The organism is Coraliomargarita algicola, from assembly GCF_033878955.1.
GTDB classification, from domain to species: domain Bacteria; phylum Verrucomicrobiota; class Verrucomicrobiia; order Opitutales; family Coraliomargaritaceae; genus Thalassobacterium; species Thalassobacterium algicola.
The window spans coordinates 1979945-1993447 of record NZ_CP138858.1; the positions used below are offsets into that span (position 1 = coordinate 1979945).

The 13503-nt window shown below is 52.5% G+C and carries 15 protein-coding genes and 1 tRNA gene; 7 read left to right on the forward strand and 9 right to left on the reverse strand.

The window, feature by feature from the left end; genetic code table 11:
• Positions 1 to 4: 4 nt before the first annotated feature.
• From SH580_RS07640 to SH580_RS07675, 8 genes are all read right to left on the reverse strand, one after another.
• Positions 5 to 1015, reverse strand: a complete 1011-nt coding sequence (locus tag SH580_RS07640; RefSeq protein ID WP_319834420.1) for a replicative DNA helicase — start codon at positions 1013 to 1015, stop codon at positions 5 to 7.
• Positions 1012 to 1449: a DnaB-like helicase N-terminal domain-containing protein gene (locus SH580_RS07645; RefSeq protein ID WP_319834421.1), complete on the reverse strand. Its 438-nt coding sequence runs from the start codon at positions 1447 to 1449 to the stop codon at positions 1012 to 1014. Before SH580_RS07645 ends, SH580_RS07640 begins: the two co-directional genes overlap by 4 nt.
• A gap of 36 nt (positions 1450 to 1485) precedes the next feature.
• Positions 1486 to 1989 carry a 50S ribosomal protein L9 gene (gene rplI / locus SH580_RS07650; RefSeq protein ID WP_319834422.1) on the reverse strand — a complete coding sequence of 168 codons (504 nt, stop codon included), beginning with the start codon at positions 1987 to 1989 and terminating at the stop codon, positions 1486 to 1488.
• Positions 1990 to 2051: 62 nt separating this feature from the next.
• Complete coding sequence (locus SH580_RS07655; RefSeq protein ID WP_319834423.1) at positions 2052 to 2522, reverse strand: single-stranded DNA-binding protein; 471 nt, start codon at positions 2520 to 2522, stop codon at positions 2052 to 2054.
• Positions 2523 to 2543: 21 nt separating this feature from the next.
• Positions 2544 to 2843 (reverse strand): 30S ribosomal protein S6, encoded by a 300-nt coding sequence (locus SH580_RS07660; protein WP_319834424.1) that lies wholly within the window; start codon positions 2841 to 2843, stop codon positions 2544 to 2546.
• Complete coding sequence (pth, locus tag SH580_RS07665) at positions 2821 to 3426, reverse strand: aminoacyl-tRNA hydrolase (protein WP_319834425.1); 606 nt, start codon at positions 3424 to 3426, stop codon at positions 2821 to 2823. The genes SH580_RS07660 and pth overlap by 23 nt, the downstream gene beginning before the upstream one ends.
• A 57-nt stretch (positions 3427 to 3483) precedes the next feature.
• On the reverse strand, positions 3484 to 4128 hold the full coding sequence (locus SH580_RS07670; RefSeq protein WP_319834426.1) for a 50S ribosomal protein L25: 645 nt from the start codon (positions 4126 to 4128) through the stop codon (positions 3484 to 3486).
• A 233-nt stretch (positions 4129 to 4361) separates the two neighbouring features.
• Positions 4362 to 4808, reverse strand: coding sequence for a thioredoxin family protein (locus tag SH580_RS07675; protein ID WP_319834427.1), 447 nt, complete (start codon positions 4806 to 4808; stop codon positions 4362 to 4364).
• 208 nt (positions 4809 to 5016) lie between these two features.
• On the opposite strand from SH580_RS07675, the gene SH580_RS07680 reads away from it, so the two are divergent.
• The 6 genes from SH580_RS07680 (at position 5017) to modC (ending at position 10597) form a co-directional block, all read left to right on the forward strand.
• Positions 5017 to 5649, forward strand: a complete 633-nt coding sequence (locus tag SH580_RS07680) for a zinc metallopeptidase (RefSeq protein ID WP_425607142.1) — start codon at positions 5017 to 5019, stop codon at positions 5647 to 5649.
• Between the two features lie 131 nt (positions 5650 to 5780).
• Entirely contained in the window at positions 5781 to 7484 is a 1704-nt protein-coding gene (locus SH580_RS07685; protein ID WP_319834429.1) for a S8 family peptidase, read from the forward strand.
• A gap of 56 nt (positions 7485 to 7540) precedes the next feature.
• Positions 7541 to 7617, forward strand: a tRNA-Pro gene (locus tag SH580_RS07690).
• Positions 7618 to 7995: 378 nt separating this feature from the next.
• Positions 7996 to 8817 (forward strand): molybdate ABC transporter substrate-binding protein, encoded by an 822-nt coding sequence (modA, locus tag SH580_RS07695; RefSeq protein ID WP_319834430.1) that lies wholly within the window; start codon positions 7996 to 7998, stop codon positions 8815 to 8817.
• A gap of 17 nt (positions 8818 to 8834) precedes the next feature.
• Entirely contained in the window at positions 8835 to 9503 is a 669-nt protein-coding gene (modB, locus tag SH580_RS07700) for a molybdate ABC transporter permease subunit (protein ID WP_319834431.1), read from the forward strand.
• The gene (gene modC / locus SH580_RS07705; protein ID WP_319834432.1) at positions 9500 to 10597 is read left to right on the forward strand and encodes a molybdenum ABC transporter ATP-binding protein; all 1098 of its coding nucleotides are present in this window, start codon (positions 9500 to 9502) and stop codon (positions 10595 to 10597) included. Before modB ends, modC begins: the two co-directional genes overlap by 4 nt.
• Here modC and SH580_RS07710 read toward each other — a convergent pair.
• Positions 10588 to 12210: a sigma 54-interacting transcriptional regulator gene (locus SH580_RS07710; protein WP_319834433.1), complete on the reverse strand. Its 1623-nt coding sequence runs from the start codon at positions 12208 to 12210 to the stop codon at positions 10588 to 10590. The two genes, modC and SH580_RS07710, sit on opposite strands and share 10 nt — an antisense overlap.
• A gap of 419 nt (positions 12211 to 12629) precedes the next feature.
• Here SH580_RS07710 and nifH point away from each other — a divergent pair, with 419 nt between their 5' ends.
• Positions 12630 to 13454, forward strand: a complete 825-nt coding sequence (gene nifH, locus SH580_RS07715; protein ID WP_345786256.1) for a nitrogenase iron protein — start codon at positions 12630 to 12632, stop codon at positions 13452 to 13454.
• Positions 13455 to 13503: the final 49 nt, after the last annotated feature.

Consider the following 13503-nt stretch of genomic DNA (forward strand, 5'->3'; position numbering starts at 1 on the left):
GCCTTTAACGGTGGAAATTCTCGTAGCGTGTATAACGGCGGACAAATGTCAGGTCTATTTCACCTACGGGGCCATTCCGCTGCTTTGCAACGATTAATTTAATGTGCTCATGCTCATTATAGAGTCCGCCCCCTTCGACGGTCTCGTCATCGTCGCTCTTTTTGGGCCGGTGCAACAGCATCACCACGTCGGCGTCCTGCTCGATCGAACCGGACTCACGCAAGTCAGATAGGCGCGGATCACGATTCTCTTTCTCCGACTCACGATTGAGCTGACTCAAAACAACCACGGGCACATTCAGCTCTTTGGCCATGCCCTTCATACCGCGAGAAATATCGGCGATCTGCTGCTCACGTTGCATACGGCTATCCGTGCCCTTAATCAGCTGCAAATAGTCGACCACAACCAAGCCCAGCGGGTTCTTCGTATGCAAACGACGCGCTTTGGCTCGAATATCGAGAATGGTGGAGGTCGAGCCGTCATCAATCCACAGCGGCGCTTCCTTCAACTCCTTCACAGTGGTGGCGATGTCGGCCGAATCTTGCTTCGAAATCACGCGATCCCGAATACGCTTCATATCCACACGGGCACGGCTACAAATCAGGCGCATCGCGAGCTGCGCCGCCGTCATTTCCAAACTAAATACAATCACCCCTGCTGGCTTACGGCCACCATCCGGAATCATGGCGTGCTCCGCAAAGTTCATCGCCAAACTGGTTTTACCCACCGAAGGACGCGCAGCGAGCACGATCATCTGCCCGGGGTGGAAGCCGTAGGTCATGCCATCGAGATCGCGGAAGCCGGAGAGCACCCCGTCCGCATCATCGCGCCCATTCAAGAGCGCATGAATATCGGCGACTGCCTCATCCAACGACTGCCGGATGGGAATCGCCGCATCCGTAATACGGTCACGACTGATTTCGAAAATATCCTGCTCGATCTTCTCGATGAAGGTCGTCATGTCCTCCTGCTGCTCATAGCAGGCCTCAATCGCCTCGCGGGAAGTGCGAATCAAACGGCGCAGGAGATACTTCTCGTGTGCACGATTTTCGCAAAATACCGCGCGTGCGCCGCGGTCTCGATACGATCCTGGATCGCATAAATGGTGGCAATACCACCGACCTCTTCTTCGAGGCCATTCTTGCGCAAGTAGTCTAGCAGCAGAATCTCGTCAATCGGATCCCCTGTGGCATAAAGCGCAAGCAGCGCACGAAAAATCTCTTCGTGCGCTGTCTTGTAAAAAAACTCAGGAACAATCTTGGACTCGATACACTCGGTCAAGATCTCACGTCCGCCATCCAGTAGACAAGCGGCAATGAGCCCCTCCTCGGCTTCAATACTATGAGGCTGCACGCGCACGCCATCGTCTTTCGACTCCGACTTACGCTTGCCTTTGTAGTCTCGACCCGAGCGATTCCGATCGAACTTAGAGTTAGAATCAGGCGGCATCGTATTTGAATGTGTCTATACGACAGTGCCTGTTAATTACTCGTCGTCTTCGGCGGCATCTTCAGAATCCGCACCGTCTTCGATCGGATTCTCAGAGACGACTTCAAACTTCAGCTCGGTCTCGATGTCAGCGTGCAACTTAACGGCAGCTGTGTGCGAGCCAAGTTCCTTGATAGGAGCCGCGAGTTGGAGCTGCTTCTTGCTCAGTTCGATGCCTTCTTCCTTGAGGCGCTCCAACAGATCGTTGGCTGTAACTGCACCGAACATCTTACCGCCCTCGCCAGTCTTCACTGCGATGGCAATGCTGGTCTTCTCAACGCGCTCGCTCAATGTGCGTGCGTCTTCGAATTCTTTTTGCTCGCGAGCTTCACGCGCTTTTAGCAGTGACTCGACATGTTTCTTATTCGCTTGCGTGATAGGCAAAGCCAGCTTGCGAGGAAGCAGAAAATTGCGGGCGTAGCCTGCTTTTACGGTGACTGTGTCGCCTTCGGCGCCGAGTCCAGTGATGGGTTGTAAGAGGAGAACCTGATTGTTGGCCATGATACGTTCTTTGATTTAAATGAGTGATTGAAAGAGTAAGAGAAGTTGCAGCTTAGGGTCGCTTAAAAGGGGACGTCTTCATCCAAAGTGTCACCTTCGGCAGAGAAGTCTTGGCTGGCAGCGGGTTTGGACTCGCGCCGTGGGGGCGAGCTCTGCTCGTAACCACCTCCGCTGCCGGAACCACCGCTAGAGTCGTTGTCATCACGACCACCGACAAATTGGAAATTTTCCAAGACAACACCGAGCTTACTACGCTTTTGCCCATCATTGGTCTCCCATTGATCGAGCTTCAGACGCCCCTCCACCATGAGTGGACGCCCCTTGCGCATATATTTAGTGATGACTTCGGCTTGCTTTCCAAATGCGTCAATATCCACAAAAGTGGTTTCTTCGCGACGCTCACCGTCTTTGGTCGAATAGACCCGTGAGACGGCCATGCCCAACTTACAAATCGTGTTGCCATTGACCGTGACGCGAGTTTCTGGGTCGCGCGTTAAGTTTCCAAGAAGGATGACTTTATTAAAGGAGGCCATGGCAATCGGTAAGCTACAGAATTAGAGAGCTTCAGTGAAGATACGATTGACCCGCTTATCGAGCTTCAGCTTCTCGTTAAGAGTCGCAGGCACATCGCCCGTCGCTGCAAAGTAGATTTCGACGTAGTGGCCTTGAGTATAGCGGCGGTCTGCAGCGCGTGCAAACTCACGCATACCGAGGTCTTCGCTGTCAGAAGGCTCCGCTCCGATGGACTTGAGGATTTCGTTAAGATCAGCCATCACCTTCGCGGAATCGTCTTCAGATTCGCGTAGGTCGAGGATGAAAGTGGCTTTGTAGTTATTTTTTGTCGTTGCGCTCATGCGATATAGCTTTGCGTTGGTTAATGATGTTCATGGCGGGTTCGATGCCGTCGCTCAAGATCAACTGTATCTGATCCAGATAGATCGAAGTGCGATCCGCCAAAATGTTTTGTTCGTCCTTGGTAAACTGGCCAAGAACGTAATCTGCGAGGTCCATCTCTTTATGCGGCTTAGCACCGATTCCGACACGATAGCGAGCGAAGCCTGACCCGACCTGAGCGAGCAAATCGGCAATACCATTGTGACCGCCAGCACTACCGTTTACACTCAACTTAGTGCGCCCCAAATCCAAGGTGAGATCGTCGTAAACGACGAGCATCGCCTCAGCAGAAAGCTTACGGTAACGTAAGGCAGCTCCCAATGAGCGCCCGCTGGCATTCATAAAAGTCTGCGGCTTGAGCAACATGAGCTTACGCCCCTGATATACGATAACCGCGACTTCAGCTTCAAATCGTGCCTCATGTTTCCACGTCGCGCCGAATTTAGCAGCCAGCGACTCAACAAGGACAAAGCCTATATTGTGCCGGGTGTTGCGGTATTTAGAGCCCGGATTTCCGAGACCGGCAATGACCGCGATGGACATTTGTAAAAGAACGTTTTCAGGCAAGCCGAACAGCTCGCCTGGAATTAAAATTGACGACTAGTCGGAAGACTCAGCTTCGCTGACCTTAGTAGCAGGAACCTCATCGGCAGCCACCGAAGCGTCATCGCTAGTCTCCACAGCAACTGTGGGTGCTTGGCAAGATACGATTACCTGAGCAGGCTCGCCGAGGTATTCGACATCCTCGATAACTGGAAGATCCGCAATATGAATCGCTTCACCCACAGCAAGACCAGAGACATCTGCATTCACGTGATCGGGAAGCTTGGAAGGACGGCAGCGAATTTCGATTTCATGCGACTTGTGATCGATGATACCGCCTTCATTACGAACGCCGACACAATCTTCTTCACCTACAAGATGCACCGGCACCTTCGTTGTAAACGAGTGACCACGCTCAACTTCTTGAAAATCAATGTGAGTCACAGTGCTCTTAACTGCATGATACTGAACATCCTGCACGAGGCAAAGAGCCGACTCACCCTTTTCGTCGGTCAACTCGACGAGTGCCGCACCGCCGCCAATCTCACGATTCAGCGTGCGAAAATCAACCGCAGAAACGGTGATCGAGCGAGCATTACCCTGACCATACAGCGAGGCAGGAATTTTACCCTCCGCACGAAGGCGGCGAGCTACACCGCGACCGGTGTTTTCACGATTGGTAATATTAAGTGTATGTTGCATGTCTGAAATCTGTTGAAAAATGCCGCTTGGGAAACGGCTTGAATCTGAGAAAACCGCGCAGAGTAAAAGAGAGAAAGCGAAAAGCAACCCTAACTTTGTGGATTTTTCAAATCCAGCCAATTCTCCTCAGAGGCCGTGCCCAGATCGCAATGGCAAGGCGGATACATCAACCATAAAAAAATCGCACAGCCGCCAAGCTGCACGATTCGTAATTAACAAGAGCCAGAATCAGCCTACTGCGCGGAAGCGACAATCTCCTGAATGTGCTCCACATACTGCTCCGCTCCGCCACGACGATAGCCCGTCTTCTCAATCAACTTCCCCTCTGGAGAAAGCACCAGGATCGTCGGAAAGCCGCGAATCCCATATTTTTTAGCCAAAGCCTCATTTTGAGCCTTCAATTCTGCCGACTGAGGCTTCGAACGTGGAAAATCAAGCTCCACCAGCACCAGCGCATCTTCCGCATATTGCTTAAAAGCAGCCTGACTAAAGACCTCCTTGTCTAGCTTGATGCACCATCCGCACCAATCAGATCCAGTAAAATCAACCAGCAGAGGCTTATTCTCCGCAACAGCCTTGGCTTTCGCTGCGTCAAAATCAGTCATCCACCCCTCGCCCGCGCTCAGTGATGCTTGCAGACCTAGAAGTGTAAAAAGTGCAGTAATCAGTATTTTTCTCATAATGTAGTATCAATCGTGGTTTGTAGTTTGGATTCGTATTGTAAGATGACAAGGAATCGAAACTATTCCCCACAAATTTACCTTAAATTCCAAGTTTACTAAAATTGCTCACCAATGCTTGAGAATCTATGGAACTGGAATTGCTATTTAGGTTCCAAAGATAAACACAACTACCATGCCACCACTATTAATATACATACTGATACCAATGGTCATAGGCCTTTGGGCTCAAATGAAAGTCAAAAGCGCCTACGGCAAATATAGCCAAGTCCCCTCGCGTGGACGCATCACCGGCCGCGAAGCGGCGCAAGCCGTCATGGCCAGCGCAGGCATCCACGACGTCGAAATTGTCGAGTGCCACGGCACATTGACCGACCATTACGACCCCACTCATAAGCGTCTCGCGCTCAGCCACGACAACTATCGCGGGCACAGCTTAGCCGCGCTGGGGGTCGCCGCCCACGAAGCCGGCCACGCCATCCAGCACAAGCAAGAGTACGCACCACTCAACCTGCGCATGTCGCTGGTGCCGATCACCAACTTTGCCTCGCAAATGCTCCCGATTGCGATGTTCGGCGGCTTCTTCCTCTTCCACAGCCCGATCTTCATCAACCTCGGCATAGCTATCTACATTGTGTTGACGGTCTTTCAACTTGTTACGCTGCCAGTTGAATTCGACGCCAGCAAGCGGGCCAAAGCGCAACTCGTCGGCCTCGGCATCGTTGACCAAGACGAACTGGTGGGGGTCAACAAGACCCTCGACGCCGCCGCCTACACCTACGTGGCTGCCTTTGTCAGCAGCCTGGGCTGGCTACTCTACTTGCTGGCCTCACGGCGCTAGTCCCTCACAGCAATGATTGACCACAGCCCGACTCGCAAGAGTCGGGCTGTTTCATTTCACGAGTTCTTTACTCTTATACAATTGATACCAAGCCCGCAGCGCCTACAATCCCCCATCCAACGATAGATCAAATGCTTGCGAAAACATCCCTCATCAGTATCAGCTTCATTTATGGCACACAATTATCCTTTGCAGCCTACAAAGAGAGTGTCCGCCATACTGAACTCGCAAATGAATTAAGCCTTCGAGGAGTCAACATTCCCACTGGTGCAGGGGTGAGTGTCACACAGGTAGAAGCCCCAGAAGCCACGGACGAGTATGTCCCCAACACAACAAACTCTGAATTCGCGAATGTAACGATCGTCGATGAAACAGGCACAGGGCTCACATCCAGTCACGCCACACAAGTGGGGCTCAATTTATATGGAAGTAGCACCTCCATCTCCCCCGGCATCAGCAATGTCTCCGTCTACAGCGCAAATGACTTTATCAATAGCGGATGGTTCTCCGGAACGCCGACCACTGAAAACAACCCCCTGCAAAACCATAGTTGGGTCTACTGGTCCGCAAGCGATCAGGCTAGCTTACGAATGGACTACGCGGCAAATCGCGACGAATTCCTACCAATCGCAGGGCTTTACAACTCCGATTACGGAGATCAGAACATAGCCTATGACATTCCAGATACTTATGGGAGCATTTATAATGGTATCACTGTAGGCGTCAGCGATGGAACGCATCGCTATGGAGTCACAAGCTATGATGGCATAGGCCGCACAAAACCAGAAATTGTTGCCCCCTCCGCATACACCAGCTACGCCACCCCAATGATCACCTCCGCAGCGGCCTTATTGATCGAATCAGCAAACGAAGACAGCAACGCACTCCAGCCCATCACGCTCAAAGCAATTCTATTGGCCGGAGCCGACAAATCTATTTCAGAAAGCTGGGATCAGACCACCACACGTCCCATCGACGAAGTCTATGGGGCAGGCGAACTCGACATTTACGAAAGCTACTTCATCCAGCAAGCAGGCCAACAGGTAGCTGGCAACAGTATCGACGAACGAGGCTGGAATCTAAGTAGCGTCTCCAGTAACAGCAGCGATATATATAGCATCAATGTCCCGGTGGGCTTTGAACTACGAAACCTCTCCGCGCTGATCACCTGGAACCGAACCGTCACACAAACAGCAAGTAGAAGAGGTCCATCCATTCAATACACATACACCTCCACCCTCGCCAACCTATCACTCTCCCTAACTGGCAACGCCTCGCAGACCAGCGATAGCGCCGTCGACAACATCGAGCACATCTGGCGCGATAGTAGCCATGCCCTTGCAAGCGGCGACTACACACTAACCGTCGCATCGACCAGTTCAACTAGCACCGACTATGCCATCGCTTGGCGCAGTCAACTTTATCAAGACTATAGCTTATGGACCAATGCCTCCTTCACCGAAGCCACTTCCACTGAACTACGCGATGCCGACGACGACCCCGACGGCGATGGTATCGAAAATCTACTCGAACAAGCCTTTGGAGGAGACCCTGAAGTCAACGACATCAGCATCCTACCAATCAGCGAAACCATCGAGGACAACGGTCAACGCTATTTACAGATCAGCTACCGCAAACCTAATTTCGAGAATGCTCTCACCTACACAGTCGAGACCGTGACCGACCTCAACGACACATGGAGCAGTCAGAACAGCGAAGTGGAGCTGATCAGCATCGCCACTGAATCAGGTAACTTTGATCGCTATACCTATCGCCGCGTCGAGCCCATTTCAGCCAGCGACCAAGCCTTCCTTAGAGTTTCCATCACCGAATAGCATTAAGGGCTTGACGCTACGAAATTCAAAAGCATCGTTCGCAATCTTTCATAAGTCGGGCCGTAGCGCAGTCTGGTAGCGCACTTCGCTGGGGGTGAAGGGGTCGCAGGTTCAAATCCTGTCGGCCCGACCATTTGAAATAATATGAGGCTCAGTTCCCCCCAACTGAGCCTTTATTGTGCCTAAATACCAAAGGCCAATGTCGAACCTGCCCATCCAATAGGTTCTGCGCTTTCTTGCAGTAAGCAAGCACCTCTCACGTAGTGGCAAGCTTCCAACTTGCCCCCAACTACAATCAACAAGCTGGAAGCTTATCATTACACTAAACCTTGCCACTTAAACACGGCATCCACAAATGGTAACAGACAACGGCAACGCTACGTAAGGCGAATCGAATTCACAGCTCCCCAGCAGCAACAGCGCTAATAGATTGCTTTAACGAAACTGGAACATGAGGCTAAGCTCCTCCACGACTCGTACGCGGGCATGTATATTGCTACCTCACTTCAATATGTGCATCTTTCTTAAAGTGATCTTCTGCATTCTGCTTTCGCTCTATCTGGGCGCTTGCTCGGGTGAGCGCACGCAGTCAGCAGCGGATACGCAAACGCTGACGATCCATGCAGCCGTGAGCTTGAGCGCGATGGTGCGCGAGTTGGGCGCGCAATTCGCCGAGGATCATGGGCTGACTTTACATTATAATTTTGCCAGTTCCGGGGCCTTGGCACGTCAACTAATCGCCGCCCCCCGGGGCGAGATCTATCTGAGTGCTAACCAACAGTGGATGCAACGCGCACGTGAAGCCCATGCAGTGCAGCCTGCCACGGTGAGCGTCCTATTTGCCAACCAACTGGCCATGGTGGCGCACCCGGAAAATCCGATCCAAGCGATTGACTCGACAGAGATCTGCTCATTGCCACTGACGCAACTCTCGATAGGCGACCCAGACTACGTGCCTGCGGGCTTATATGCCCGCAGCTGGCTACAAAGTCTCCATTGCGGCGATCACAGCGCATGGGATGCCTTTAAAGACAAAGTGATACCTGCCACTGATGCGCATGCGGCTCTTGCCAGAGTGCAGGCCAGCCGTCAGATGGTGGGCATCGTGTATAAGACCGACTACCTGGCACAGGCAGACTCTTTACGATTGATCTACAGCGTGCCTCAGACAGCCACAGCGCCCATTCACTACTACGGGGCGGTCGTTTCCGGAAGCGCACATTCCGATGTCGCCGCCGACTTTCTGGAATACATAGGCTCGGAAGCCAGCCAAGCGATTGTGGAAAAATACGGTTTTACACCTGTCAAAGCCGCAGCTAGGCTGACTCCCTAGGCATCATGTCAACCACTTTGGAAATTATTACAACGACTGTGTTGTGGGCGATCACCGCAACCTGCCTGGTTGCCGCACCGGGTCTGCCCATCGCCTATTTACTGGCACGTCACCAGTTTCCGGGGCATCGTATTCTTTCAACCTTATTAAGTTTACCAATGGTGCTACCTCCGACAGCTGTCGGCTTTTTACTGCTGCAGCTATTGGCCGACCGCGGCCTGCTGGGCAGGGAACAGCTAGGCATCGATCTTGACATCCTCTATACTTGGAAGGCAGTGGTGCTGGCCTGTAGCGTGATGGCCGCGCCATTGGTGATACGGACGGCACGTGTGAGTTTCGAAGAGGTCGACCCGGAGCTTGAACAGATGGCACGCACCTTAGGATACAGCCGTTTGAAAAGTTTCATACGCGTCACCCTGCCCCTAGCTTGGAAGGGGCTACTCGCTGCTGTGCTACTAGGCTTCACGCGTTCATTAGGTGAATTTGGAGCGACAGTCATGATCGCGGGTAACATTCCTGGAAAGACGCAAACCCTGGCTTCAGCAATCTACAGCGCGCAGCAATCGGGCAAAGATGAGCGCGCATTACTCTTGGTCGCCGTCGCGCTTCTGGTCGGATTTGTGGCAATTTTCCTAACTGAGATTTGCCTACGTCCCAATACAAAGAGCAAGGGGCTAACACGATGAAGCCTTTTTACGAATTCGACTTTCAACTGCCTCTGGGAGCGTTTGATCTGCACCTCAAATGCCAATCTCAGGCGACCATCCTGGGCTTGTTTGGAGCTTCCGGCTGTGGTAAAAGCAGCAGCCTCAAAGCAATTGCCGGTCTGCACAAAGCCTCCGGCACCATTCGCTGTGGCTCCCATGTGCTGCTCGACAGCAATCTGGGCATCGACTTGGACCCGGCGGAGCGCGCGATCGGCTACGTGCCACAGAATCACTGCCTCTTCCCTCATTGGAACGTAAAGCGTAATCTACTTGCGGGCCAACGACCAGCACAGTGCGATGCACCCGCACGTAAGCAACGCTTCGAAGAAGCGGTCGCAATCCTGGAACTCGCCCCGCTGCTGACGCGCCGTATCCATCAACTATCCGGAGGTGAGCGACAACGAATTGCACTCGGACGCGCGCTATGCACCATGCCGGATCTACTGCTACTGGACGAGCCAATGGCCTCATTGGACGCCTCGCTGAAACAACGCATCCTCCCCTTTTTACTGCGCGTGCGCGAAGAACTCGGCATGCCCATGATCATCGTCTCACACAACCCCATCGAACTACAATTACTTTGCGAAGAAGTGATCGTCGTCGAGCGCGGCCAGGCCACGACTCAAGGGAGTCCACTGGAAGTCTTTACCCAGGCTCAAATTTATCCGGGCATCGCCACCGCCTTCGAAAATATTTTAGAGCTCAACATCATCGAACAAAATCCAGAACAAACGCTAGCCTGTCTACAGGACGCAAACCCAGCACAACCGATCGTTCTAGCACCGATCCCCGGCCCCAGCAGAAGTCATATCCGGATTGGCCTCGCCGCCAGCGATCTGCTCATAGCGCTAACACCACCAGTCGGCATCTCCGCGCGCAATATTATAGCCTGCCGAATCAATCGTATTCAAAACCTGCCAACAGCCTGCCTGGTCATTGTGCAGTTACAGACGACCACTCCCACAGAAATCGCGGCCGAGCTCACATCCAGCGCCGTGCAGGAACTCGGCCTAACTCCCGGCATGGATACTTATATTGTATTCAAGAGCAATGCCGCTCGCCTCTACTTATAACGGCTCAGCTCAATATCGTATTTCTTCACTCGCAGCCCCATCTTACGTTCAGTCAACCCAAGACGACGCGCCGCCTCTGCCATATTGCTACCGGTATCCTTAAGCGCATCGATGATCATCTCTCGCTCCAGCGCGACCATCGCATCCTCCAAAGTACAGACCTCCCTGGTTTCCTTCGCCGATTTCTTTTGCAGTGTCGGTGGTAGATGGTGCGCTTTGATCGACTGCCCCTTAGCCAATAACACAGCGCGTTCCATACAGTTTTCAATCTCCCGCACATTACCTGGCCAATGGTAACTGACCAACAAATCAATCGCCGCAGAGGAGATGCGCATCGCTTTGACTCCTTGCCGTTTGGCATATTTCTCAATAAAATAGTCGGCTAGAAGCATCACATCACATTTCCGGTCGCGCAGCGCAGGCATGTAAATGGGGAAAACATTTAAGCGGTAATACAAATCCTCACGAAAGCTTCCATCGGCGATCATCTCTTCCAGATTTCGACTGGTGGCTGCAATCACTCGCACATCGACCTGCATGGTCTCCTGACTACCAACGCGCTCAAACTCGCGCTCTTGTAAGACACGCAGTAATTTCACCTGGGTTGCGGCTGAGATATCCCCAATTTCATCCAGGAAAATCGTGCCCCCATTGGCCAACTCAAAGCGCCCTTTTCGCATGGATAGCGCGCCGGTGAAAGCTCCTTTTTCGTGCCCAAACAGTTCACTCTCGATGATTGAATCTGGCAAAGCTGCACAGTTCACTTTCACAAAGGACTTATGCTTACGGTCACTTTTCTCATGCAGCGCTTTGGCCACTAGCTCCTTGCCCGTCCCGCTTTCACCGCGGATCAATACGGTGGTGGTGCTCTGCGCCACTTGCTCGATATGATAATAGACGGTGCGCATCGAATCCGCGGTCCCGATCATATTTTTCGGGCGAAAATCCTGGGCCATCGCCTCCTGCAGGCGTGTATTTTCGCGACGTAAGCTCTGGATTTGCTCTGCAGCATCTTGTCGCAGGCGCGCCGCTTGCGCGATCACGGATGCGATCATTGTCAACAAACGAAGATCCGCCTCCCAACCTTGCCGTGAGTTGCGCGGCCGCTCGACACTCAGCGTGCCGATGACTTTCTCGCCAAACTTGAGCGGCACACTGATCAACCCGGTGCCGGCATCAATCTGTAGGCCATCCGACAACTGCGGCCGTGCCGCATCCTCAGCGATCCATTCACGAAAGTTCGGCGTCACCACTGGCGCCACCTTGTCTACTGTGCGTTGAAGCAAAGGGTGGATCAATTCGAAGTACTGCGAGGCGGGCACCGTGCGCGGCACTCCGATCGCATCAGAGAGCAATATCTGCCCATCATCTCGATTCAAAATCGCAATCATCCCTCGCTCCATTCCCATCATATCGCGTAGACGGCGCAGCAAGGGCTTCACTATTTCCGACAGATCGAAGCTTTTATCCAGGGTCTGACTGACGGCAAACAGTAAGCTTAACTCCTGCACCGAGCGACAGTGCACACCGAAACTTCGATCCAACATCTCAAATGACGGTCCATCGACCGCTAGATCGCAGTCTTTACCTCTACATTTTGTAGTTAAACTCATTCACAGAATCACAGCTTAAAGGATGCCTGACTGCCGAGAATGCACGCCTTTATCCATGCTTTTCGACAGTTTTACATATCAATTAGAAGCGCTAAGCCAACCGATAATAGCCCCTTTTGAAAAACGGTCAGCAATCCAATACCGCGAATCCTACATTTACGTAGGATTAATGACTACCGCACTACCTAAATGTAGGAAAAGCAGAGGCTGCAGAATGCCCTCGGAACGGAAAAATCGAGCCAGAAAAACTAAAAAAATACATCACTTTCATAAACAGCAACTTACAAGACACATAAAATTATTGGCACGCAGCCTGTTAAGAGTGTTTCCGAGTCACAATCACTCATCACTCAAAACAAATATATACTATGGTCACTACACTTGAAGAACCCACGGCAGAAAAAGTTGTTGAAAAAGCTATGCGCAAAGTCGCCATCTACGGGAAAGGTGGTATCGGTAAATCCACTACAACACAAAACACGGTCGCCGCTCTTGCTGAAATGGGCAAGAAGGTGATGGTCGTCGGATGTGATCCGAAAGCGGACTCCACCCGATTACTGCTCGGCGGCCTGGCGCAACGCTCCGTGCTCGATACGCTGCGTGAAGAAGGCGAAGACGTGGAACTGGAAGACATCCGCTCGGGAGGCTTCTGCAACAGCCTCTGCGTTGAATCCGGCGGACCTGAACCCGGTGTTGGCTGTGCCGGCCGCGGCATCATCACCTCCATCAACATGCTCGAACAGCTCGGCGCTTACGACGCAGAAAACGAGCTCGATTACGTCTTCTACGATGTGCTCGGCAACGTGGTCTGCGGCGGTTTCGCCATGCCGATCCGTGAAGGTAAAGCGGAAGAAATCTATATCGTCTGCTCCGGTGAAATGATGGCGATGTATGCAGCCAATAATATCTGTAAGGGTATTCTCAAGTTTGCAGAGACGGGTGTCGTCCGCTTGGGCGGCCTGATCTGCAATAGTCGCAACTGCGACCGCGAAGCGGAAATGATCGAGGAATTTGCGAAGCGCCTCGGCACCCAGATGATTCACTTCGTCCCACGTGACAACGATGTGCAACGCGCGGAAATCAATCGCAAGACTGTGATCGATTGGAATCCGGACTGCGGGCAGGCCAGCGAGTATCGCACCCTCGCGGAGAATATCGACAAAAACACGATGCGCGTGATCCCCAGCCCGCTCGAAATCGAAGAATTGGAACAGCTCCTCATGGAGTACGGGCTCTTTAGCTAGGGCGCCATACGAGGGGGCGGGTGAATCCTCCCTGCCATGAAGTGTGCCC

Excerpts from the sequence above, each read along its gene's own strand:
- SH580_RS07645 (WP_319834421.1), bottom strand. The coding sequence starts at position 1,449 with ATGCCGCCTGATTCTAACTCTAAGTTCGATCGGAATCGCTCGGGTCGA.
- rplI (WP_319834422.1), bottom strand. The coding sequence starts at position 1,989 with ATGGCCAACAATCAGGTTCTCCTCTTACAACCCATCACTGGACTCGGC.
- SH580_RS07655 (WP_319834423.1), bottom strand. The coding sequence starts at position 2,522 with ATGGCCTCCTTTAATAAAGTCATCCTTCTTGGAAACTTAACGCGCGAC.
- SH580_RS07660 (WP_319834424.1), bottom strand. The coding sequence starts at position 2,843 with ATGAGCGCAACGACAAAAAATAACTACAAAGCCACTTTCATCCTCGAC.
- pth (WP_319834425.1), bottom strand. The coding sequence starts at position 3,426 with ATGTCCATCGCGGTCATTGCCGGTCTCGGAAATCCGGGCTCTAAATAC.
- SH580_RS07670 (WP_319834426.1), bottom strand. The coding sequence starts at position 4,128 with ATGCAACATACACTTAATATTACCAATCGTGAAAACACCGGTCGCGGT.
- SH580_RS07675 (WP_319834427.1), bottom strand. The coding sequence starts at position 4,808 with ATGAGAAAAATACTGATTACTGCACTTTTTACACTTCTAGGTCTGCAA.
- SH580_RS07680 (WP_425607142.1), top strand. The coding sequence starts at position 5,017 with ATGGTCATAGGCCTTTGGGCTCAAATGAAAGTCAAAAGCGCCTACGGC.
- SH580_RS07685 (WP_319834429.1), top strand. The coding sequence starts at position 5,781 with ATGCTTGCGAAAACATCCCTCATCAGTATCAGCTTCATTTATGGCACA.
- modA (WP_319834430.1), top strand. The coding sequence starts at position 7,996 with ATGTGCATCTTTCTTAAAGTGATCTTCTGCATTCTGCTTTCGCTCTAT.
- modC (WP_319834432.1), top strand. The coding sequence starts at position 9,500 with ATGAAGCCTTTTTACGAATTCGACTTTCAACTGCCTCTGGGAGCGTTT.
- SH580_RS07710 (WP_319834433.1), bottom strand. The coding sequence starts at position 12,210 with ATGAGTTTAACTACAAAATGTAGAGGTAAAGACTGCGATCTAGCGGTC.
- nifH (WP_345786256.1), top strand. The coding sequence starts at position 12,630 with ATGCGCAAAGTCGCCATCTACGGGAAAGGTGGTATCGGTAAATCCACT.